The organism is Gordonia tangerina, from assembly GCF_021556435.1.
GTDB lineage: Bacteria > Actinomycetota > Actinomycetes > Mycobacteriales > Mycobacteriaceae > Gordonia > Gordonia tangerina.
Window position 1 is genome coordinate 95,667 of record NZ_JAKGCU010000008.1, and the last position, 23,329, is coordinate 118,995.

Here is a 23,329-nt window from a genome sequence, read left to right on the forward strand (position 1 = left end):
GTACTTTGAGGCCACATGTCGACACCGATCTACGGCACTGTCCTCACGACCGGACGCGAACCCCCAGCGGCACGGTGACCGCGCCACCCGGATCGGTGAAGAAGTCGTTGCCCTTGTCGTCGACGACGATGAACGCGGGGAAGTTCTCCACCTCGATCTTCCACACGGCTTCCATACCGAGCTCGGGGTACTCGATGACCTCCTGGCTCTTGATGCAGTCGAGTGCCAGGCGGGCGGCCGGGCCGCCGATCGAGCCCAGGTAGAACCCGCCGTGCGAACCGCAGGCCTGGGTGACCTGCTTGGACCGATTCCCCTTGGCAAGCATCACCATCGAGCCGCCGGCGGCCTGGAACTGCTCCACGTAGGAGTCCATGCGGCCGGCAGTGGTAGGACCGAACGAACCCGACGCCATCCCCTCCGGGGTCTTCGCGGGGCCGGCGTAGTAGACGGGATGATCGCGCAGGTAGTCGGGCATCGGTTCGCCGGCGTCGAGGCGTTCTTTGATCTTGGCGTGCGCGATGTCGCGGGCGACCACGAGCGGGCCCGTCAGCGACAGCCGGGTCTTGACCGGGTGCTTGGACAGTTCGGCCAGGATCTCGGGCATCGGGCGGTTGAGATCGATCTCGACCGCCTCGCCGCCCTCGATGTCCTCGGTGACGCCGACGGCGGGCATGTACTTGGCGGGGTCGGTCTCGAGTTGCTCGAGGAACACACCGTCGGCGGTGATCTTGCCGAGCGCCTGCCGGTCGGCCGAACACGAGACCGCGATGGCCACCGGACAGGAAGCGCCGTGGCGCGGCAGGCGGACCACCCGGACGTCGTGGCAGAAGTACTTGCCGCCGAATTGGGCGCCGATCCCGAAGGACTGGGTGAGCTTGAAGACCTCGTCTTCCAACTCGGTGTCACGGAACCCGTGCGCCGACATAGAGCCTTCCGTCGGCAACGCATCGAGATAGTGGGCCGACGCGTATTTCGCTGTCTTCAAGGCGAATTCGGCCGACGTCCCGCCGATCACCACCGCCAGGTGATACGGCGGGCAGGCGGCGGTGCCCAGCGACCGGATCTTCTCGTCGAGGAACTCCAGCATTCGCTTGGGATTGAGGATGGCCTTGGTCTCCTGGAACAGGAACGACTTGTTGGCCGACCCGCCGCCCTTGGCCATGAACAGGAACTTGTACTCCGGTCCCTTCGGCCCCTGTTCGGTGGCGTAGATCTCCACCTGCGCAGGAAGATTGGTGCCGGTGTTCTTCTCGTCGTAGGTCGTCAGCGGCGCCAGCTGCGAGTACCGCAGGTTGAGCTTCGTGTAGGCGTCGAAGACACCACGGGAGATGGCCTCGGCGTCGTCGGCGCCGGTCAGCACACCCTCTGACTTCTTGCCCATGACGATCGCGGTACCGGTGTCCTGGCACATCGGTAGGACACCTCCGGCGGAGATGTTGACGTTCTTGAGCAGGTCGAGCGCGACGAAGCGATCGTTGCCCGACGCCTCCGGGTCGTCGATGATCTTGCGCAGCTGTGCGAGGTGCGCCGGCCGCAGGTAGTGGCTGATGTCGTGCATCGCCTCGGCGGTCAGCTTCGTGATGGTCTCGGGTGTCACCTTCAGGAAGCGTTGACCGTCCACCTCGATCGTCGACACACCTTCGGTGGTGATCAATCGATAGGGCGTGTCGTCGGCGCCCGTGGGCAGCAGGTCGCTGTAGCGGAACTCAGGAGTGGGGGCTGTACTCACCCGCGAATCGTATCGTGGCCGGTCAGCGGCGGTGATCGGCTGCCGTGTCGACGGTGTTCTGAGTCACAGGTGCCCGAGGCCGCGGCCGGCGACGGGGCCCGCGGTGCAGCTCCGGCTGCACCGGACCTACACGTCCAGGCGCGCGTACTCGCGGAGCTTGGTGACCTGATGCACGGCTTCGATGCGGCGAATGGTGCCCGACTTGGAGCGCATCACCAGCGAGCGGGTGGTCGCACCATTCGGGCGGTAGGTGACGCCGCGCAGCATGTCGCCGTTGGTGACGCCGGTCGCGCAGAAGAAGGAGTTCTCGCCGCGGACCAGGATGTCGTTGGTGAGCACGCGGTCCAGATCGTGGCCGGCGTCGATGGCCTTCTGGCGCTCGGCGTCGTCACGCGGCCAGAGCTTGCCTTGGATCTCGCCACCCATGCACTTCATCGCGACGGCGGTGATGATGCCCTCGGGGGTGCCACCGACGCCCATCAGCATGTCGACGGTGCTGTAGTTGTCCGCTGCAGCGATCGCGCCGGCGACGTCGCCGTCAGAGATCAGCCGGATCTTGGCGCCGGCCTGACGGATCTCACCGATCAGATCGGCGTGGCGGGGTCGGTCGAGCACCACCACGGTCAAATCGGCGATGTCGATGCCCTTGGCCTTGGCGACCGAATTGATGTTCCACTCGACGGACTCTTCGATGTTGATGGCGCCCTTGGCCTCCGGGCCGACGGCGATCTTGTCCATGTAGAACACCGCAGATGGGTCATACATCGTGCCGCGCTCGCTGACCGCGATGACGGCAATCGAGTTCGGTCGGCCCTCGGCCATCAGGGTGGTGCCATCGATCGGGTCCACCGCGACGTCGCATTCCGGGCCCTGACCGTTGCCGACTTCCTCGCCGTTGAACAGCATCGGCGCCTCGTCCTTCTCGCCCTCGCCGATCACGACGACACCGCGCATCGAAACGGTCGAGAGAAGTTCGCGCATCGCGTCGACGGCCGCCCCGTCGCCCTTCTTCTTCTCACCGCGGCCCACCCACCGGCCGGCCGCGAGCGCGGCGGCTTCGGTGACCCGCACCAATTCCATCGCGAGGTTACGGTCGGGGGCCTGGGGGGAAGGGGACATGTCGGACTCCTCGGCGTGGCGGCGGTGACACTTCGACAACAAAGCGATTGTCCTCATCCTTGCATGTCACACCCGGCGTTTGAGCAGCCACCCCGCCTGGTTTACTGGCCGTCATGGCCGACAAACCCCGTATCCTGCACAGCAGCAAGGACATGATCTGGTCCTTGATCCCGCTGCTGATCATCTGCGCGATCGTGGCGGTCGCGTCCGGGAACTGCTCGGTGGGGTTGACGGGTCAGGCCTCCGACGACCAGACACCTGAGTTCGATGTGTCGAACGCACTGCAGGCCGACGCGCGTGATCTGCCGTTCCCGATCCGTCTGCCCGACACCCCCGACGGTTGGAAGCCGAACTCCGGTTCGACCCTTCCGGTGGGCGGGACGACGGTGAGCAACGTCGGCTGGATCTCAGATGTGGGTGCCTACGTGCAGCTGAGCCAGACGAACGCCGCCGAGGACGATCTGGTGGTGTTCCTCGGCGACGGAGAGGCGCTCGGTACGGGTACCCGCACCGAAGGCGGTCGCGAGTGGGTGACCTATGCCAACGGGGACAAGAAGTTCTGGATCACCGACCTCGGTGACGTTCGCATCGCCGTGCTGTCGCGTGGGCCCGACGAGGACATGTCCGAACTCGCCCGCGAAGTACTGGCCAAGCAACCGTTGCCGACGAGCTGACGCAGGGGATCAGTCCTCGGGTTCGCCCTCGCTGAGTGCGACCTCGATCCGTTCGCGAGCACCGGCCAGATGCTCCTCACATCGCTTCGCCAACGCCTCCCCGCGCTCCCAGAGCGCCAACGACGCATCGAGGTCGAGCCCGCCGTGTTCGAGTGCCGCGACGACTTCGGCGAGCTCGTCACGGGCTGCCTCGTAACCCAGCTCCGAGACCGGCGTCTGGTCATCGGGCGTATCTGAACTCTGCGGACTCATGTGTTCGTCATCCCTTCTTCGCGTTCGTCGACTCCGCCTGCCGTGGCGCTTGGGCGGCGGCCACCTGCGCGGCGGCCGACCCGTCGGAGACCCGGATGCGTAGTTGTGCACCGGCCGGCATCTCGGCGACCGACCCGACGACATGCGCGGGCGAGACGTCGGTGCGCTGGACCAGCGCATACCCGCGGGCCAGCGTCTGTGCCGGACCCAGGGTGGCCAATCGTGCGGAAAGATGATCACGGCGGCGATCCTCGGCATCGATGTGCCGGCGGATGTCGCGGCGGAGGTCACGACGCATCCGATCGATGGTCTCCGCGTGCGCGTCGAGCATGGTCAGTGGCCGCGCCAGGACCGGACGGGCGCGCAATCCGTCGACCACGTGCTGTTCGCGGCGCACCCAGTTGCGCAGTGCGTGTGCGCTGCGCCGACGCAGCTCGTCGATGCCCTCGAGTTCGGCGCCGACATCGGGCACCACCCGCTTGGCCGCATCCGTCGGCGTCGCCGCGCGCAGGTCGGCGACCAGATCGAGCAGCGGGGTGTCGGGTTCGTGACCGATGGCGCTGATCACCGGTGTCCGGCAGGCGGCCACCGCCCGCAACAGTGCCTCATCGGAGAACGGCAGCAGATCCTCCACGCTGCCGCCGCCGCGGGCGATGATGATGACCTCCACGTCCGGTTCGGCGTCGAGCTCGCTGAGGTGTGTCAGTATTCGCGGAACGGCCGTCGGCCCCTGGACCGGCGCGTCGCGTACCACGAATCGGACAGCATCCCACCGATCGGCGGCCACCGTCATCACGTCACGTTGCGCTGCGCTGGACCGACCGCTGATCAATCCGATCGACCGCGGCAGGAACGGCAGTGGGCGCTTGAGCCGCGCATCGAACAGTCCTTCCGCGGTCAGCAGCTGGCGTAGACGTTCGATCCGGAGCAGGAGTTCACCGATCCCCACTGGCCGGATGTCGGTGACACGCAGGGAGACGGTTCCGCGACCGGTGAAGTATGTCGGCCGTCCCAGCATGACGACCCGACTGCCCTCGGTCAGGGGAACTTCGGTGCGGTACAAGAGGTCTGGGCTGCAGGTCACCGAGATCGAGATGTCTGCCGCGGGGTCACGCAGCGTCAGGAAGGCGACCCGGGTGCCCGGACGCCGGTTGATCTGGGTGATTTGGCCCTCGACCCAGATCTGACCGAGGCGGTGAATCCAGTCGGCGATTTTCGTGTTGACGGTCCGGACCGGCCACGGGTTCTCGGCCGAATTCGCGTCGGTCACAAGTCGGCGGGCGTCACGTCGACGGCTGCCGCTTGCTGTTCTGTGCGGCGATCCGGTTGTCGATCATGGTGACGAACGGCGCCCGGGACTTGGTGGCCCGTTCGTAGGCGACCAGGGCCTCGAGTTCGTCGACGCCGACCCCGCGCAGTTTGGCACGCAGTTGTGCCAGGGTGAGGTTGTCGTACTCGATGTACTCGACGATCTCGGGCACCTCGCCGGCGCCGGTCATCTCGACTGCGCCATCCGACGTCCCGTCGCCGTCGCGACCGACCAGATCTTCCGGCGGGGCACTGTAGAGCGCGAAACGACCGGCGGACGCGTCGGGGCCGGCGGTCTGCTCGGCGTCGGTCGCCGCCGCGGTCACCGACTTCTCCGCGGGCTGTGGTGCCGACTTAGTGGCCGCAGTCTTCTTCGCCGCAGTCTTCTCCGCCGCGGTCTTCTTGGTCGCGGTCGTCTTCGTCGCAGCCTTCCTGGGTTCCGGTTTCTTCTTCGGTGGGGCGGCACTCTCGATCGGGGTGCGAGCGGCCTCGGCATCCGCCTGTGCGTCGTCGTCCTCGTCGAAGCGCGCCCACTCGGGCTCCTCGACCGGACGGTCGAAGAGCATCTCCAGGGCGAGGTCGCCCTTGATCGCGAGTTCGGCGATGTTCTGTTGCATCCGCATGCCGACCTGCACGGTCTGGCTCACCGCCGTCATGGGCAATGTGACAACCAGTGTGGGCAGTTTGCGGGTCTCCTCGATCGCGGTGACGACGAGTCCGGCGGCGATGCGGGCCGGATAGGGTGCGCGAACCATGCCCATACTCTGCCATTCCCGGTGGTACGGGTCCACCGGCGCCAGTCGGCGGCGTCGGGGACCGAACCGACCCGGACCGACCCCGTACCCTGGGAGGCATGTCTGAACGCAAACGTGTCCTGCTGGCCGAACCGCGCGGCTACTGCGCCGGGGTGGACCGTGCCGTGGAGACCGTCGAGCGAGCGCTCGACAAGCACGGTGCGCCGGTGTACGTGCGCAAGGAGATCGTGCACAACCGGCACGTGGTGGAGACCCTCAGCGAGCGCGGCGCGATCTTCGTCGGCGAGACCGACGAGGTGCCCGAAGGGGCGCTTGTGGTGTTCTCCGCGCACGGCGTGTCCCCGGAGGTGCACCGCACCGCCGCCGAACGCAGCCTGAAAACGATCGACGCCACCTGTCCGCTGGTGACCAAGGTCCACCAGGAGGCCAAGCGGTTCGCCCGCGACGATTACGACATACTGCTCATCGGGCACGAGGGTCATGAAGAGGTGGAGGGCACCGCGGGAGAGGCGCCGCAACACGTGCAGCTCGTGGACGGCCCCGACAGTGTCGACAACGTGACGGTGCGCGACGAGTCGAAGATCGTTTGGCTGTCGCAGACCACGCTGTCGGTCGACGAGACGATGGAGACGGTCAACCGGCTGCGTGAGAAGTTCCCGCTGCTCAACGACCCGCCCAGCGACGACATCTGCTATGCCACGCAGAACCGGCAGGTAGCGGTCAAGGCGATGGCGCCGCGCTGCGACCTGGTGATCGTCGTCGGCTCGAAGAACTCGTCGAACTCGGTCCGTCTGGTCGAGGTGGCGTTGCAGGCAGGCGCGAGCGCCGCACATCTCGTCGACTACGCCCGCGACATCGACCTCGACTGGCTCGACGGTGTGGACACGGTCGGGATTACATCGGGCGCGTCGGTGCCGGAGGTGCTGGTGCGTGGCGTGATCGACCTGTTGGCCGAGCACGGTTTCGACTCCGTGGAGTCGGTCACCACCGCCAACGAGACGGTCACCTTTGCGCTGCCACGTGAGTTGCGCCCCGCGCGCACCGCGCGATAGGGCCCGCGGCAACGCTCGGCGTGTCGGTCAGAACTCGTCGGGATCGAGACGTGTGACACGGCGATGGGGTAGCGCGATCGCCAGCACCGCGGCGATCAGTGCGGCACACACCCCGGTTCCGATCATCGCCACGTTGCGCGCGGTGTGATCCGGGGGTGCCTCCGGTGTGGGGGCGGCGATGGCCCTCGGCTGGGCCGCGTCCGGCGTGTCGCGGGGAATCTGATTCGTCAGCGCCGCTACGGGGTCGAGGACCCCGTAGCCGATCGCGGTGTCGTGGCCGGTCCCCGGTCCATGAGCGGTTCGCACAATGCGTGCCATGACCTCCTTCGCGCTGAGCTCGGGATAGCGCGAGCGGACCAACGCCACGGTGCCGGCCACATAGGGCGTGGCGAAGCTCGTTCCGCCGATGGGAACCGGCCCGTCGCGACCCTGTTGTGCATCGACCAGTTTCGAGGAGCCGCGCGTGCTGTCGAGGCTGACGATGTCGGTGCCGGGTGCGGCCACCGCCACCCACGGTCCGTGCAGGCTGAAGCCACTGGGGGCTCCGGTGCCTGCGTCCACCGATCCGACCGCGAGCACATACGGGGTGAACCAGGCCGGACTGGCGACGGTGCTCACCGATCCCCAGCCGGTGCCACCTGGTGTCGGTTCCGCGTTCTGCTGCTGGCAGCCGGAGTTCTGCGACAGGTTGCCTGCCGCCACGACCACCACCACGTCGCGGTCGTAGGCGTATTTCACCGCGGCGCCCAGGGATGCGTCGTTGAGCCGGTCGCCGGCGGGTGCGCATGCGACCTCGGAGATGTTGATCACCGTGGCCCCGAGGTCGACGGCGCGGACCACCGCGTTTGCCAGGGTGCGCACCGATCCGTAGCCCGAGCCGACCGTGGGGTCCGTGTCGTCGGCGCTGCGGCGGTCTTTGGCCGAGTAGGCACCGCTGGACTGTCGGATCGAGATGAGTGACGACTCGGGGGCGACCCCCGCGAAGGCGTCGCGGCTGCTCGGCCGTGCGGCGATGATCCCGGCCACGAGGGTGCCGTGCGCGTCGCAGTCGGCCAGGCCGGTGCCCGACGACACGTAGTCACCGCCGCCGGCAACCCGGCCCAAGCGCGGATGAGGTGTGACGCCGGTGTCGATCACCGCCACCTTCTGGCCCTTGCCCCGGCTGAAGCGCCACGCCTCGGGAAGGTTCATCATCTTCTGTGCCGCAGTTGGTTTGGAGATGTCGTGGCTGCCCGTTACCAACGGTTTGGCGCACAGCGTGCGCTGTTCGGTCGGCTCCGGTGGCGCAACCGGGGCCGAACGCACGAGGGCTGAGGAGTTCACCGTCGGTGGTGTGATCGCGCCAGCGGGTGCACCCGACAGCGTGAGAGTGAGTACGACGGTCGAGATCATCGCTGCGGCGACCGCCACGTGCCGCTGTCGAACCCGGCCTCCGAAGGTCCTGAAATGCGCGCTGCTGCGCACGTCAGATCTCCCGGACGATCCGGTACAGATCGAGAATCCACAGCAGCAGCGGCACAATGATCGCGACCAGTAGATATTCGGCGATCTCCGCGGCGCGCCGCATGACCGGTGAGAACTCCTGATTCGGTGCCACCACACCGAGCACAAGCGCCGCGACCATGATGCCCATCGCGACCACGAAGGCGGTGATGGGCCAGCCGCCCGCGCCGAATGCCAGACCGGTGGTCAGTCCGAGGAGCGCGAGTGCCCCCGAGCCGATCAGAAAGGCGGCCTGCGCCAGATCGCTGTGTGAGCGTCCCCGCAGGCACAGGACCACCGCGACGATCGCCGCGTAGGCGGCCGATTTCGGCGCGAATCCGGACAGGGGGGCGGCCGCGAGGAAGGCCGACACCGCCGTGACCAGCGACGTGCCGGCAACGATCCCGGTGAGGTAGGCATTGGCCACGAACGACCGTCGCTCCAGGGCATCGGCCTTGGGCAGCGCCATCGCGCCGATCGCGCCGATACCTTCGATCGCCGGTTTCGGCTCGACATCCTCAACGTCGATCGGCGCGCCCGCGGTCGGTACCGGAGGCAATGGCAATTTGGCCAGCACAATGGTCAACCGCGGCGCCAACGCCACCAGCAGCAAGCCGACGGCGGCGAGAACGGCAGCGACATCGCTGATCTCGGCGTCGAGGAGTAGGGCGGCGGTACAGCCGGCCCCGGTCAGCAACGTCGCGGTGGTGACCGCGCTGTGGACAGCGGCGCCTACTGCGGTGAGTCGATACGAGATCACGGTGGCGACCAGAGTCAGCGCGCAGCCGAAGGTCAGGTGTGCGGCGCCGTAGCTGCCCGGCGTCACCAGTATGCCGGTGACGAACACGAGTGGCGTTGCGGCGGCGACAAGCACTGTGGCGCTGAGTTCGTCACGGTAATAGCGCGCGACGATACTGCCCGCGGTGATCAGGCCGATGCCGGCCAGCGCGCTCAATGCGGCCACCCACACCGCCCCGCTGGTGGATCGGTAGGCGCCGAGGGCGACGGCCGCCGCGATCGCCGCGAGCACGGCGACGGTGTAGCCCGCGATCCGGGCGGACGTGGCCGACCAACTGGCGAAGCGAGATTCATTCAAACGAGCGACAGCGTCGACCACGTCGTCGAACAGCGCGGGCGCCTCGCCGGTGCGGGTTGAACGCAGAACCAGCAGGTCACCGTCGCGCACTCCGGACTCTGAGAGACAGCGGTTCGGGGCGATCGGTTCCTGTCCGACCAGGGCCAGCGTCCAGCGCTGCTGACGGTCATGCGGGCGGTCGTCCCCGCCGTCCGGGTCGTCGGGATCCCGACGTGCCGGATTGCGTGACTCTATCTGTGCGATGAGGTCGGGGATGAGTCCCGCGATTGGCATCGCCGCAGGTAAAGCCACATCCAGCTGTGTATTGCCGCCCAGGATCGACACCCGGACCAGTTCCGGTTCTATACCTGAATCGGTGCGTCCGCCTCCGGTCGGCCCGAAGCTCGGCGCGTGCGACATCCTCGTGTGCGCATCCAGAGTCGACATCTGGTGGATCCTCCCCGCCCGGTTCGCGATTACCATGCGAACCGCGTCAATTGTGTACCAGTGGCGCCCGAGTGCACGAACTCGGGCAGCCGGATCGGGGTCGGGGGGAGATCGCGTGGTGACGACTACGGAGGGGTTCGTCCGCCGTCCGCGGATCACGCCGCCACGGATGCCGGGCGGCGAACTCAACCTGCAGCCGCCGCCGGATGTGCCGAGGGTGGTGCCGGGCAACATGCTGCTCAAACTGCTGCCGGTGGTGATGGTGGTCGCCGTCGTCGGGATGATCGCGCTGATGTTCGTCACCGGCGGACGCAACATCCTGTCCAACCCGCTGTTCATGATGTTTCCGCTGATGATGCTGATGTCGATGTTCGGCATGTTCGCTGCCGGCGGGCGCGGTGGCGGCAAGCGTGCAGCGGAATTGAACGAAGAGCGCAAGGACTACTTCCGCTATCTGGGCCAGACCCGGCAACAGGTACTCGAGACGGTGGCCGCCCAGCGGGCTGCGGCGACCTGGAGTCACCCGGACCCGACATCGTTGCTCGATGTGATCGGGACGCGGCGGATGTGGGAACGACGCCCCACCGACAGCGATTTCGCCCGCGCCCGGATCGGTCTGGGCACGCAGCGACTCGCGACCCGGCTGATGCCGCCGGAGACGGGCCCTCTCGAGGACATCGAACCGGTGTCGATGGTGGCACTGCGGCGCTTCTCCCGGACGTACTCGTCGGTGCATCGTCTGCCGACGACGGTGTCGTTGCGCGGATTCCCGGCAGTCAACATCGAGGGCGCGCGGCAGGAGACCCGAGATCTGGTGCGCGCGATGATCGTCGAGTTGTGCGCGTTCCACGGACCTGACCACCTGCATGTCGCGATCATCACCGGCGATCCGGCCGGCGAGGCGTGGGACTGGGCCAAATGGCTTCCACACGTGGGACATCCGACGCTGCGCGACGGGGTGGGCGCCATGCGGATGATCTATCCGACGCTGGCGGATTTCGAGAACTCCATGGCCACCGATCTACTCGAGCGAGGACGCTTCAGCCGTTCTGCCCCGCCGACCCCCGGCCGCGCACACCTGGTGGTGGTGCTCGACGACGGTCATGTCGCCGGCGATGAGCGGTTGATCAACGATGCCGGCATGGAGGGGGTCACCGTCCTCGACCTGACCGCACCACCGGACGGGCTGGCCGCCCGGCGCGGGCTGCAGCTGGTGGTCCGCAACGCAAAGGTGTCCGCGCGCAGTGCGGCCGGCGTCGAGGAGATCGCCGACATGGACTCGCTGAGCATTCCGGAGGCGGAGACGTTGGCGCGCCGGATGGCGCGGTACCGGTTGGCCACCGCGGCGGCGTTGGCCAACCTGGAGAGCGAGGCCACCTCCAGCGATCCCGGATTGCCCGCGCTGCTCGGCATCCACGACGCCACGCGGTTCGATCCGGCGGTCGGCTGGCGAGGTCGTACCGGCCGCGACCGTCTGCGGGTGCCGATCGGGATCACGCCCGATGGGGTACCGGTCGATCTCGACATCAAGGAGAGCGCACACGGTGGCATGGGTCCGCACGGATTGTGTATCGGTGCCACCGGTTCCGGTAAATCCGAGTTCCTGCGCACGCTGGTGCTCGCGATGCTCGCCACGCATTCACCGTCGGAGTTGAACTTCGTCCTCGTCGACTTCAAAGGCGGCGCCACATTCCTGGGGCTCGAGTCGGCGCCGCACGTCGCGGCGATCATCACCAACCTCGAGCAGGAACTGTCGATGGTCGACCGCATGAAGGATGCGCTGTCGGGTGAGATGAACCGCCGCCAGGAACTGCTGCGGTCGGCGGGCAATTTCGCCAACGTCAGCGAGTACGAGCGGGCCCGCGCGTCAGGGGTTCGGCTCGAACCGTTACCCGCCCTGTTCATCGTCGTCGACGAGTTCTCCGAACTACTGGCCCAGAAGCCCGATTTCGCCGAACTCTTCGTCGCGATCGGACGGCTGGGTCGTTCGTTGCACATCCATCTGCTGCTCGCCTCCCAGCGCCTCGAGGAGGGCAAGCTCCGCGGCCTGGACAGTCACCTCTCGTACCGCATTGGTCTGAAAACCTTCTCCGCCAACGAATCCCGCTCCGTGTTGGGTGTGCCAGACGCGTATCACCTGCCCAGTGTGCCGGGATCGGGCTATCTCAAGTGTGATTCGGCCGAGCCGGTGCGTTTCAACACCTCTTACGTGTCGGGCCCCTATCACCCGCCGCTCGCCGCCGACGGTGTCATCGACGACGGGCCGGTGTACAACGGCCCGCGGGGGCGCATGAAGGTCTTCACCGCGCTGCCGGTGCCGCTCGACGACGGTGCCACCAGTGCCTCGGTGCTGGATCAGGCGCAGGCACTGCTGGACGAAGAGCCGCCGGCAGAACCCGACACCCCGTCCTACGACGATCCGGCGGCCGCCTCCGTGCCCACGTTGCTCGATACGCTGGTCGCCCGGATGACCGGACACGGCCCGCCGGCACACGAGGTCTGGCTCAAGCCGCTCGACGAATCGCCGACGGTCGATCATCTCGTCGGACGTCGGGATTGGTCGACGCCCGGGGGAGCCGGCAACCTGCGGCTCGCGGTGGGTCACGTCGACCGTCCGTACGATCAGCGCCGCGACATGCAGGTACTCGATCTCACCGGAGCCGCGGGCAACGTCGCGGTCGTGGGTGGACCGCAGTCGGGTAAGTCGACCGCGGTGCGCACGATCATCATGTCCGCCGCCGCCACCCACACCCCCGAACAGGTGCAGTTCTACTGCCTGGACTTCGGTGGCGGCAGCCTGTCGACGATCGCGGGGCTGCCGCACGTCGGCTCGGTCGCCTCGCGGGGGGACATGGATGCGGTGCGCCGCACGGTCGCCGAGGTCGCCGCGATCGTCCGCAACCGGGAGCTGCTGTTCTCCCGGATGGGTATCGAGTCGATGCGTGACTACCGGGCGCGTCGCGCGGACTGGTTCGCCGGGCGTGGCGCCGACGATCCGCTCGCCGTCGACCGCCACGGTGACGTGTTCCTGGTCATCGACGGTATCGGTGTGCTGCGCAACGAACTCGACTTCCTCGAGGAGCAGGTCACCACGATCGTGTCGCAGGGGCTGTCCTACGGCGTGCACGTCATCGTGACCGCGACCCGCTGGGCCGAGGTCCGCCCCGCCGTCAAGGACCTGATGGGCAGCCGGATCGAATTGAAACTCGGCGACGCGATGGATTCGGAGATGGGTCGGCGTGCGGCTGCGCTGGTGCCGCACAATCGACCCGGCCGCGGCTTGACCCCCGACGAGCTGCACATGCTGATCGCCCTGCCCCGACTCGACGGGGTCAGCGTCGCCGAGACGCTGCCGGCGGGTGTGCAGGATGCGGTCGACAAGCTGGCCGCCGCCTACCGCGGCCGGGAGGCGATGGCCGTGCGCAAGCTCGGCGCGCAGATCGCCCAACGCGACGTCGACTCGCTCGTGGCCGACGCGGGTCTCGAATTGGTGGCCAACCAGGTCGCGGTGGGTGTCGGTGAACTGGAGCTCGCGCCTGTGGTGCTGGACTTCACCACCCAGCCGCACTTCATGGTGTTCTCCGATGTGGAGCACGGCAAGACGACCCTGTTGCGCAACATCGTCGGCGGTCTGGTGCGCAACTCGACGCCCGACGAGGTCAAGATCGTCTTCGTCGACTACCGCCGCACCATGCTCGGCATCATCGACAGTGACCACCTCGGTGGCTACGCGAGCTCGGCCAACAAGGCCGGTCCGATGATGACGCAGTTGGCGGAGATACTGACCGCCCGGCTCCCACCGGAGGATGTGACGCCGCAACAGTTGCGGGACCGCTCCTACTACACGGGGGCCGATGTCTACCTCGTCGTCGACGACTACGACATGGTGGCCACGGCGTCGGGCAATCCGCTGTTCCCGATCGTCGAACTCGCCGCGCACGCGCGCGACATCGGATTCCACATCATCCTCGCGCGTCGCTCGGGCGGAGTGGGACGGGCGATGTTCGATCCGCTCATCGGTCGGCTGAAGGACCTGTCTTGCGACATGCTGCTCATGAGTGGCGACCGGGACGAGGGCTACATCACCGGTCGGGTGCGGATGCAACAACTCATCCCGGGCCGCGGCGAACTCGTCTCCCGGACGCGTCCCCAGGAGATGATCCAGGTCGGCTACGTCGAACCCCAGGAGTGATGGTTGGTGACCGCCGCTGCGCGCCCGACCGTGGTCGATCTCGCCTACGGCGATCTCCGGCTGTCCGACGGTCGTCGCGCCGACGTCGGTGAGCTGCTCGAGGCGGTCGACTCCGCAACGGTGGTGATCGGCGGATCGCGGATCTTCGCCGAGCAGGCATGGCGGGACGTCTGGGCGCAGCTGGGGCTACCCGATCGCGGCCCGGACGGTCCGGTGCCGATGGTCGTCGGACATCCGAGCACGTGGGGCAGCCTGCGGACCGCCGCGTTGGCGCGCTCGCTGCCTCCGATGCCGGCGCCCGTCGAACTTGTTGCGCGTGCGGTCCTGATCGCCCGCAGCCACTGCGACGGCGCGATGCAGCGCTGCGCGGTGGTAGAGACCATGCACGTGCCGGCGCCACCGCACGATCCCGCCCGATCGGTCGTCGTGAACTGGGATGTCGCGCGGATGCGGCGGACCGTCAACGGCTGGTCGGTCGAGGCCACCGATGTGCTCACCCCCGACGCCGATGACATAGCGCAGCGGACCGAGTCGATCGTCGACGACTCGGTCGAGGCGGTCTTCGTCGATGGAGCCGACCCGGCTGAGCGGGATCGCGCACGTGAGGTCGTCGGCACGCACGCCCTGGCCGGCCGCGTGGTCGACGTCGATCGTGCCCTCATCGGCCGATACGGGTGGCGGACCGGTCGTCCGCAGTCCGAAACCGGTCGATACGGCACCGCCGGGCCGATCGCCCCGGAGCCGGTCGCCGGTGGCGCTGATCGAGCCTCACGACGTGCGGTGTGGGCCTCGGGTGTCGTCGCGCTGGTGATCGCGATCGTTGCGGTCGCGGTCGGGGTGGTGCAGGTGGGCCCCGACGATCCCGCGGAGAACACGGTGGCCCTGGGGCGGACCACGATCGTCGTGCCGGCCGACTGGCGGCGCAGCGACCTGGAGTCCTCCGACGGACAGGCCGGCGTGCAGACCACACGCACGGTGTTCGCCGACCCGGACACCGGCCGGCGCCTGCTGGTGGTGCAGAGCGAGGTCCGCTCGGATTCGACGCTGGACTCGGTGGCCCGCAGCCTGGGAAATCGTATCCGGCAGCGCGGTGACGATGTGGTGACCGAGTTCTCGCCGTCGACACGTTTCATGGGTCGCGATGTGATCAGCTATCGGGAAACGCCGGCGTCGGGCAGCACCATCCGCTGGTACGTCCAGGTCGCCGACGGTCTGCAGGTCTCGGTCGGCTGTCAGGACGGCAGTGCCGGTGAATCGGTCGATGCCGAGTGTTCCCGGGCGGTCTCGACGATCAGAATCGAGCCCTCGACGTAGCCCACCACCTGGGGCGGTGGAGCGTTTTGACCCTGACCTGCGCGGTCGCGTAACCTGGATCGCTGGTGCATGGCATCTGGGTCCCCGTGAGGGATGTGGATAGTCGAGGCCCGGGTCCCCACTGGTCGCCGGGAGCAACCTCTGCCATCGTGCCCGACCAGCACCCACATCGACAGAGTTGAGGACAACTGTGCCTACCTACACCCCGAAGGCCGGTGACATCACGCGTGCGTGGCATGTCATCGACGCCACCGACGTGGTGCTCGGCCGCCTCGCCGTGCAGAGCGCGAACCTGCTCCGCGGCAAGCACAAGGCGACCTATGCGCCCCATGTCGATGGTGGTGACTACGTCATCATCATCAACGCCGAGAAGGTCGTGCTGACCAGCAACAAGGCCGACCGCAAGCTGAACTACCGCCACTCCGGGCATCCGGGTGGGCTCAAGGTCCAGACGACTGCCGAGCTCCTGGAGACCCACCCCGAGCGCGTGGTCGAGAAGGCGATCAAGGGCATGCTGCCCTCCACCAAGCTGGGTCGCGCGATGGCCGGAAAGCTGAAGGTGTACGCCGGACCGAACCATCCCCACGAGGCACAGCGCCCCGTGTCCTTCGAGATCAAGCAGGTAGCCCAGTGAGCAACGAGAACATCAACGAACCGGCCGTCGAGATCGACGACGAGGTGCAGGCCGCTGCTGCCGACACCGGCGTCGAGGCAGTGGAGCAGGCCGCCGACGACTACGACACCGATGTCGCCGTCGCTGTGAGCGACGACGTGCGTGAGACGGTCGTCCTCGATCGCCCCATCCAGACCGTCGGCCGCCGCAAGGAAGCCGTGGTGCGGGTGCGTCTCGTGCCGGGCACCGGCGAGTTCAACCTGAACGGCCGGACCCTCGAGAACTACTTCCCCAACAAGGTGCACCAGCAGCTCATCAAGGCTCCGCTGGTCACCGTCGAGCGCACCGAGTCGTTCGACATCTTCGCCAAGCTCGTCGGTGGTGGCCCCTCGGGCCAGGCCGGTGCGCTGCGTCTGGGCATCGCCCGCGCGCTGATCGAGGTCACCCCCGAGGATCGTCCGGCACTGAAGAAGGCCGGCTTCCTCACCCGTGACCCGCGCGCCGTGGAGCGCAAGAAGTACGGCCTCAAGAAGGCCCGCAAGGCGTCGCAGTACTCCAAGCGCTGAGAGTGGCACGCCTTTTCGGTACCGACGGCGTCCGGGGCCTGGCCAACGACGAGCTCACCCCAGAGCTCGCGTTGCGCCTGGCCTCGGCCGCCGCGGTCGTTTTCGAACACCAGTCCACCACCGACGTCCGGCCGCGGGCGGTCGTCGGTCGTGATCCCCGTGCATCCGGTGAGATGCTGGAGGCCGCTGTCTGTGCGGGCCTCGCTGCCACCGGAGTGGACGCGATCCGCGTCGGTGTCGTGCCGACGCCGGCTGTCGCGTTCCTCACCGCCGACTACGGCGCCGACTTCGGTGTGATGATCTCCGCATCGCACAATCCGATGCCCGACAACGGCATCAAATTCTTCTCGGGTGGCGGTCACAAACTCGCCGATGCGGTCGAAGACCGGATCGAGGCGGCGATGGCCGATGACGAGTTCGCCCGCCCGATCGGCGCGGCCGTCGGCCGGATCATCGACGCCGCCGACGCCGGTGACCGGTACCTGCGTCATCTGACCGCCGCCATCGACCAGCGTCTCGACGGCCTCACCGTGGTCGTCGACTGTGCGCACGGTGCGGCCTCGGATATCGCGCCGAGTGCGTACGCCGCCGCCGGCGCCCGGGTCATTGCGATCCACGCCGAACCCGACGGTCTCAACATCAACGACGGCTGCGGTTCCACCCACATGGGCAAGCTGCAGGCAGCGGTTCTCGAGCACGGCGCCGACCTCGGTTTGGCCCACGACGGCGACGCCGATCGCTGTCTCGCGGTGGACGCATCCGGCCAGATCGTCGACGGCGATGCGATCATGGCGGTCCTTGCGACCGCTCTGCGCGACCGGGATCGGCTGCATGACAACGTGCTCGTCGCAACGGTGATGAGCAATCTGGGTCTGCACATCGCCATGCGCGATGCGGGTATCACCTTGCGCACCACCGCTGTCGGTGATCGGTATGTGCTCGAAGAGCTGCGTCGCGGCGGGTATTCGCTGGGCGGCGAGCAGTCCGGTCACATCGTCATCCCCGCTTCTGGAACCACCGGCGACGGAGTCCTCACAGGCCTGCTGCTGATGGAGCAGATCGCGGCGACGGGGCGTCGCCTCGACGAACTCGCCGCGATCATGACCGTGCTGCCCCAAGAGCTGATCAATGTACGGGTCGCCGACAAACACATGGTGGCACGGTCGGAGAAGGTCCGACAGTCGGTGGTCGACGCCGAGACCGAGCTCGGTGGGGACGGCCGGGTGCTGCTGCGCCCGTCCGGCACCGAGCAGTTGGTGCGGGTGATGGTCGAGGCACCGACGGCGGACGCGGCGCAGACCGTGGCCCGGCGCATCGCCGCGGTGGTGGAGGCTGCGGGCACATGACCCGCCCACAGGCGGTGCTGTTCGACTTCTCCGGCACGCTCTTCCGCTTCGAGGCGCGCGACGAATGGTTCGCGGAGCTGCACGACGCCGACGGCAACGCGCTGCATCTGGACACCCAGGCGGAACTGATCCGCCGGATGACGCAGCCGGTGGGGATTCCCGCCGCGTTGGCCGATGAGGACCGGATCGCCTGGGAACAGCGTGATCTCGATCCGGCCCAACACCGCAAGGCCTACCTGTCGATGCTGCGCGCATCCGGTCTCAGCGTGGCCGATCACGCTGAACAGCTGTATGCGCGAGTACTCGATCCGCACTCGTGGCGGATCTTCGACGACACCTGCGCCGTGCTCAAAGGTGTGCGTGCGGCCGGCATCCGGGTCGGCGTGGTGAGCAACATCGCCTTCGACCTGCGTGAGGTGCTCGCGCTGCACGGCATCGAGGACCTGGTCGAGCAGTATGCGCTGTCATACGAGGTCGGCGCGATCAAGCCGAACCCGGAGATCTTCCACGCTGCGCTCGACCCGCTGGGGATCGAGCCGGCGGCTGCACTGATGGTCGGCGACAGTGAGCACGCCGACGGGGGAGCACGCGCCATCGGATGCGACTTCGCTCTGGTGCACGACGTGCCACCGGCGCAACGGTCGACCGCTCTGATCGACGCAGTGCGAGCCCGCGGCGTGGACCTGTCGCGCTGATTTCTCGGTGTCCCCACGGAACCTGATCGGGTCGTCGCGCGTCTAAGTGGTGCTGTTCGTAAATTCGTCCGGGGTATTCATCGAACGCCGAAGACCCCCGACGAATTTGCGGACAGGGCCACTAAGGTCTGAGAGAACACGAGGCGAGGGGGTCGGGATGGTCGATGTGCCGACATCGGTCGATGTCGACGAGATCAGCGGCGTGATCGCGTTCTATCGATCCGCGGCCGACGTGGTCGATGCCGCCGCGACAGATCTGGCCGGTCATGATCTGGGCAACTGGGCGGTGGGCGAGGAGTATCACGAACTCGGGGAGCGCTACCGCGAGATGGGTCGCCTCATCTCCGAGCGGCTCGGTGCGCAGGCCCGCGCGGCCGACCGCCTGGCCGAGGCGCTGCACGAGGCGATGACGGCGTTGGTAGCGACCGACACCGAGATTGGCGCGACCGAGATCGCCGATCCGATCGCGCGCAGAGGCCGCCGATGACGCGATCGCCCGATTCCCTGCCCGCCCTGCGGGACCACGCCGTCGGCGGACTCGAGCACCTCGGTGAACTGCTCGAGTTGGCGGCCGGCCTAGGTGCCGCAGTGGCCGGAACCGAGGCGATACAGCGGCCGTTCCGGCAGGTCGGTGGGGTGGACCCGGCCCTGATGGCGGCGGAGGGCAGGCGGCTGTCGGCGGCACATCGGTCGGTCGCCGAGCGGCTGCATCGACTTCCCGAGCAGCAGGTCCGCCTGGACCGCGGGTGGACCGGCGAGACCGGCTCGCGTGCGGTGATCGCGGTGATCGAGCATCAACGCCGAGCTGAGGCCGACCTCCATGTGTTGCGGACGCTGGCCGAGGCGACTGCCGCTGCGGCGGCGGGAATCGACCAATTGTTGCGGACCTGGTACCTCACCGTCGCGCGGTTGTCGGTGCCGCTGGCCGCCGGTGTCCCGATCGGCGAGGTGCCCGGGGCGCTGGCGAGCGGACGCCTGCGCGTCGGCCTGGTCGTCGACGACATCGTCTCGCGTGTCGGCCTGTACTTCACCACAGCGGAGGCGACGATCACCGGGATCGACGAGATCGTAGAGCACCTCGATCGCGCGACCGAGGACCTGGCGGCAGACGCCTATCCGGGTGACACGGACCAGCCGAGCGGTGCGGTTTCTGTCGCGCGTGCGTCAGTACCGAACGCTCCCACCGGTACAGACACTGCCGCGTCGACCGAGGGCGATACCCCCGACCGCGATACCCCCGACCGCGATACCCCCGACCGCGATACCGACGTGCCGCTGCGGTTGCGGTCGTCGACTACGCCGACGCTCGAGGACGATACCGAGCAGCCTCATCAGGTCCCGTCGGCGACGACAGAGGAAGCCGCCTCGCACCCGTCGCCCGTGGCCACCGGCGCCCCGGCACTCGAGTCCCCGCCCGCAGATTTCGCACCTGCAGAGTCCCCGGCTCCGCCATCTCCGGCACTCGAGTCCCCGCCCCCTGCCTCTCCGCCGTCGAGTTCGTCACCGGCGCATCCCTCATCCGGTGGCGAACTCGCGCTGGCCGGTGAGCAGTGATGGCCGACGCTGGGCAGGCGCGATGAATTTGGCCGATCAGATCGAGGCGATCGCACGGCGGGCCACCGCTCGCGTGGTCGCCGCCTCCAACGAATTCTCTGCCACGCAACGTCGGCTCGTCGCGGCATGCGCCGAGCACCGCGCGGCGACCGCGACAGCCGACGAGCGGTTGCGCGGCGAGCTGCATCGGGAGTCCGAGGTCGCCGAGACGGCCATACCCCGGATACTGCTGCCCGCCGACCAGGCCGCCGCGAGTCCGCACACCCCGGTCCCCGACGAATCGGTCTCGGGCGAATAGGCTGTCGGTGTGCCGGCAACCAAACCAGGACCGTCCAGTTCAGCACCGCGTCGTCCGCTGCCATCGGGCTCGCCGGGCAAGCTGATGTCGGAGTTGGGGCGTCGCGGCCCCTACCGTGTGCTGCGCGGTGATCTCGGGATCGTGGGTATGCGCGGGCAGGTGTTCTCGCCCGACAGCGGGCGCCGATTGCCGGCGATCGCGGTCGGACACACCTGGATGGCCGACAGCCAGCGCTATCGAGACCTGCTCTACCACTTCGCTTCCTGGGGTTTCGTGACGGTCGCCCCCGACGCCAACAGCGGATTCTTCGCCTCCGACATCGGTCTGGCCGCTGATCTGCGGGCCGCACTCGACATCGTCTCGCATGTGCCACTCGGGCACGGTGCGGTGACCGTCGACCCCGATCGTCTGGGCCTGGTGGGGCACGGTTTCGGAGCGTCGGCCGCGGTGCTGGCCGCATCGGATCAGGCGTTGCGCGGACACCGGGCGCCGGAGTTGGGCGGTGTGGTCGCGGCGTTCCCGGCGCCGACCACGTCGGCGCTGCTGCCCGCGGCGGCTCTTGTCCGTGCGCCGGGCCTGATCATCGCCGGTGCGGGCGAGCTCGACACGATGGATGCGAACGCACTTCCGCTGGCGCAGGCCTACGGCGCAGATGTGGTCTTGCGCACCGTGCCTCGGGGTGCGCCTCGCGACCTGCTCGAGCGCCGCACGATCAAGTCCTTCGTCGGTATGAACGGATCCGACCGAGCGCTCCACGCCATGATTCGCGCCGCTGGCACCGGATTTCTCCTGCACAGCGTGGCCGGGGAGAAGGGGTTCGGCGGATTCGCCGACGCCGACGGTGCGGTGGGCAAGTTGAGTGCTGTCGACCTCACGGATCCGCCCGTGCAGGCAGTCGACGCGGTGTCCCACCTCCTCGGCGCCAAACCACGGAAGCGGCGGCTCAAGAAGCGTTGAATTCACAGGTACGCTGACTGACTATGTGTGGAATCGTCGGATACGTCGGCCAGCGGGATGCGCTCGGCATCGTGGTCGAGGCGCTGCGGCGGATGGAGTATCGCGGATACGACTCGGCCGGGGTGGCCATCCTCGACGGAAAGGGCGGCACGGCGGTCGAGAAGAAGGCCGGTCGCCTGGAGAACCTGGACAAGCAGATCGCCACCGTGGGGCCGGAGAAGCTCAGTGGCACCACCGGGATGGGGCACACCCGATGGGCGACGCACGGAAAGCCCACCGATCGCAATGCCCACCCGCATGTGAGTACCGACGGGCGGCTCGCGGTGGTGCACAACGGCATCATCGAGAATTACGCCACCCTTCGTGACGAACTCGAGGCCGACGGCATCGAGTTCGCGTCGGAGACCGACACCGAGACCGCCGTGCACCTCGTCGAGAGCTTCTACGCCGACGGCCCTACCGCCGGCGACTTCGTGTCGAGCGCCTACGCCGCGTTGCGGCGCCTCGAAGGCGCCTTCACGCTCGTCTTCACCCACTCCGACCATCCGGACACCATCGTCGCCGCCCGCCGTTCCACCCCACTGGTGGTCGGTGTCGGCGAGGGGGAGATGTTCGTCAGCTCCGACGTCACGGCGTTCATCGAGCACACCCGCGATGCGGTGGAACTCGGTCAGGACGAGGTCGTGGTGATCACCGCCGACGACTACCGAATCACCGATTTCGACGGCGACCCGCGGGCCGGGAAGCCGTTCCACATCGACTGGGATCTCGCCGCGGCGGAGAAGAGCGGCTACGACTTCTTCATGCTCAAGGAGATCGCCGAGCAGCCGGCCGCGCTGGCCGACACCCTCCTCGGTCATCTCGACGGTGGCCGCATCGTGCTCGACGAGCAACGTCTCACCGACGACGACCTGCGCGACGTGGACAAGGTCTTCGTGGTGGCGTGTGGCACCGCATATCACGCCGGACTGCTCGCGAAGTACGCCATCGAGCACTGGACGCGACTGCCGGTCGAGGTGGAACTGGCCAGCGAATTCCGCTACCGCGACCCGGTGCTGGACCGATCGACGCTGGTGGTCGCCATCTCCCAGTCCGGCGAGACCGCCGACACCCTCGAGGCCGTCCGGCACGCCAAGGACCAGAAGGCCCGGGTGCTGGCGATCTGCAACACCAACGGGGCGCAGATCCCGCGGGAATCCGACGCGGTGCTCTACACCCATGCCGGCCCGGAGATCGGGGTGGCCTCCACCAAGTGCTTCCTCGCGCAGATCGTGGCCGCCTACCTGGTGGGTCTCGCGTTGGCGCAGGCGCGCGGCACGAAATACGCCGACGAGGTCTCGCGCGAGTTCGCCGCGATGGAGGCGATGTCCGGTGCGGTGACCGAGGTCCTCAAGACGATGGAACCGGTCCAGCAGCTCGCCCGCTCGCTGGCCGACCACAACACGGTCCTGTTCATCGGCCGCCATGTGGGATATCCGGTGGCACTCGAAGGAGCGCTCAAACTCAAGGAACTCGCCTACATGCACGCCGAGGGTTTCGCGGCGGGTGAACTCAAGCACGGACCGATCGCGCTGATCGAGGACGGGCTGCCGGTGATCATCGTGATGCCCTCGGCCGACGGTCGGGCGGTACTGCATTCCAAGATGGTCAGTAACATCCGCGAGATCCAGGCGCGTGGTGCACGCACCATCGTGATCGCCGAGCAGGACGACACCGCAGCCGCAGTGGTCGCCGACCACTTCATCCCAATCCCCAAGACGCCGACCCTGTTGCAGCCGCTGGTGTCCACGGTGCCGCTTCAGGTGTTCGCGGCCACCGTCGCACAGGCCCGCGGCTATGACGTCGACAAACCTCGCAACCTGGCCAAGTCGGTCACCGTCGAGTAATCGGGCCCGGAGGAG

General features: G+C 67.8%; 20 protein-coding genes. 13 read left to right on the forward strand and 7 right to left on the reverse strand.

Going from position 1 to position 23,329, the window contains the following annotated elements:
• Positions 1–43: 43 nt before the first annotated feature.
• Together L1892_RS11260 and glpX are read right to left on the reverse strand one after the other, a co-directional pair.
• Positions 44–1,729 (reverse strand): fumarate hydratase, encoded by a 1,686-nt coding sequence (locus tag L1892_RS11260; RefSeq protein ID WP_235723676.1) that lies wholly within the window; start codon positions 1,727–1,729, stop codon positions 44–46.
• Between the two features lie 126 nt (positions 1,730–1,855).
• Entirely contained in the window at positions 1,856–2,848 is a 993-nt protein-coding gene (gene glpX / locus L1892_RS11265) for a class II fructose-bisphosphatase (RefSeq protein WP_235723677.1), read from the reverse strand.
• Positions 2,849–2,961: 113 nt separating this feature from the next.
• Between glpX and L1892_RS11270 the strand changes: the two genes are divergently transcribed.
• Positions 2,962–3,522 (forward strand): DUF4245 domain-containing protein, encoded by a 561-nt coding sequence (locus L1892_RS11270; RefSeq protein ID WP_235723678.1) that lies wholly within the window; start codon positions 2,962–2,964, stop codon positions 3,520–3,522.
• 9 nt (positions 3,523–3,531) lie between these two features.
• On the opposite strand, the gene L1892_RS11275 is transcribed toward L1892_RS11270, so the two are convergent.
• Genes L1892_RS11275 through L1892_RS11285 form a run of 3 tightly spaced genes read right to left on the reverse strand, consistent with a single transcriptional unit; the run spans position 3,532 to position 5,837 of the window.
• Positions 3,532–3,774, reverse strand: coding sequence for an exodeoxyribonuclease VII small subunit (locus L1892_RS11275; RefSeq protein ID WP_235723679.1), 243 nt, complete (start codon positions 3,772–3,774; stop codon positions 3,532–3,534).
• A 7-nt stretch (positions 3,775–3,781) separates the two neighbouring features.
• Positions 3,782–5,044, reverse strand: a complete 1,263-nt coding sequence (gene xseA / locus L1892_RS11280; RefSeq protein WP_235723680.1) for an exodeoxyribonuclease VII large subunit — start codon at positions 5,042–5,044, stop codon at positions 3,782–3,784.
• A gap of 13 nt (positions 5,045–5,057) precedes the next feature.
• Positions 5,058–5,837 (reverse strand): lipid droplet-associated protein, encoded by a 780-nt coding sequence (locus L1892_RS11285; RefSeq protein WP_235723681.1) that lies wholly within the window; start codon positions 5,835–5,837, stop codon positions 5,058–5,060.
• A 98-nt stretch (positions 5,838–5,935) separates the two neighbouring features.
• Here L1892_RS11285 and L1892_RS11290 point away from each other — a divergent pair, with 98 nt between their 5' ends.
• Positions 5,936–6,889: a 4-hydroxy-3-methylbut-2-enyl diphosphate reductase gene (locus tag L1892_RS11290; protein ID WP_235723682.1), complete on the forward strand. Its 954-nt coding sequence runs from the start codon at positions 5,936–5,938 to the stop codon at positions 6,887–6,889.
• Between the two features lie 27 nt (positions 6,890–6,916).
• Here the strand turns inward: L1892_RS11290 and mycP are convergent, their stop codons facing one another.
• Both mycP and eccD read right to left on the reverse strand, forming a co-directional pair.
• Positions 6,917–8,281 carry a type VII secretion-associated serine protease mycosin gene (mycP, locus tag L1892_RS11295; protein WP_235723754.1) on the reverse strand — a complete coding sequence of 455 codons (1,365 nt, stop codon included), beginning with the start codon at positions 8,279–8,281 and terminating at the stop codon, positions 6,917–6,919.
• 73 nt (positions 8,282–8,354) lie between these two features.
• Complete coding sequence (gene eccD, locus L1892_RS11300; RefSeq protein ID WP_372475001.1) at positions 8,355–9,893, reverse strand: type VII secretion integral membrane protein EccD; 1,539 nt, start codon at positions 9,891–9,893, stop codon at positions 8,355–8,357.
• Positions 9,894–10,008: 115 nt separating this feature from the next.
• Between eccD and eccCa the strand changes: the two genes are divergently transcribed.
• The 11 genes from eccCa to glmS all read left to right on the forward strand — a co-directional run bounded on the left by eccCa (position 10,009) and on the right by glmS (position 23,314).
• Entirely contained in the window at positions 10,009–14,085 is a 4,077-nt protein-coding gene (gene eccCa / locus L1892_RS11305; protein WP_235723683.1) for a type VII secretion protein EccCa, read from the forward strand.
• Positions 14,086–14,091: 6 nt separating this feature from the next.
• On the forward strand, positions 14,092–15,399 hold the full coding sequence (locus L1892_RS11310; protein WP_308191700.1) for a type VII secretion-associated protein: 1,308 nt from the start codon (positions 14,092–14,094) through the stop codon (positions 15,397–15,399).
• 190 nt (positions 15,400–15,589) lie between these two features.
• Entirely contained in the window at positions 15,590–16,033 is a 444-nt protein-coding gene (rplM, locus tag L1892_RS11315; RefSeq protein ID WP_235723685.1) for a 50S ribosomal protein L13, read from the forward strand.
• Positions 16,030–16,578, forward strand: a complete 549-nt coding sequence (gene rpsI / locus L1892_RS11320) for a 30S ribosomal protein S9 (protein ID WP_235723686.1) — start codon at positions 16,030–16,032, stop codon at positions 16,576–16,578. The genes rplM and rpsI overlap by 4 nt, the downstream gene beginning before the upstream one ends.
• A 2-nt stretch (positions 16,579–16,580) precedes the next feature.
• Entirely contained in the window at positions 16,581–17,924 is a 1,344-nt protein-coding gene (gene glmM / locus L1892_RS11325) for a phosphoglucosamine mutase (RefSeq protein WP_235723687.1), read from the forward strand.
• Complete coding sequence (locus L1892_RS11330; protein ID WP_235723688.1) at positions 17,921–18,619, forward strand: HAD family hydrolase; 699 nt, start codon at positions 17,921–17,923, stop codon at positions 18,617–18,619. Before glmM ends, L1892_RS11330 begins: the two co-directional genes overlap by 4 nt.
• Before the next feature lie 157 nt (positions 18,620–18,776).
• Positions 18,777–19,106 carry a hypothetical protein gene (locus L1892_RS11335; protein ID WP_235723689.1) on the forward strand — a complete coding sequence of 110 codons (330 nt, stop codon included), beginning with the start codon at positions 18,777–18,779 and terminating at the stop codon, positions 19,104–19,106.
• Complete coding sequence (locus L1892_RS11340; protein WP_235723690.1) at positions 19,103–20,173, forward strand: hypothetical protein; 1,071 nt, start codon at positions 19,103–19,105, stop codon at positions 20,171–20,173. Before L1892_RS11335 ends, L1892_RS11340 begins: the two co-directional genes overlap by 4 nt.
• Before the next feature lie 22 nt (positions 20,174–20,195).
• Positions 20,196–20,471, forward strand: a complete 276-nt coding sequence (locus L1892_RS11345) for a hypothetical protein (RefSeq protein WP_235723691.1) — start codon at positions 20,196–20,198, stop codon at positions 20,469–20,471.
• A 9-nt stretch (positions 20,472–20,480) separates the two neighbouring features.
• A complete protein-coding gene (locus L1892_RS11350; RefSeq protein WP_235723692.1) occupies positions 20,481–21,428 on the forward strand; it encodes a dienelactone hydrolase family protein in 948 nt (315 codons plus the stop codon).
• A 23-nt stretch (positions 21,429–21,451) separates the two neighbouring features.
• A complete protein-coding gene (glmS, locus tag L1892_RS11355) occupies positions 21,452–23,314 on the forward strand; it encodes a glutamine--fructose-6-phosphate transaminase (isomerizing) (RefSeq protein WP_235723693.1) in 1,863 nt (620 codons plus the stop codon).
• Positions 23,315–23,329 lie beyond the last annotated feature (15 nt).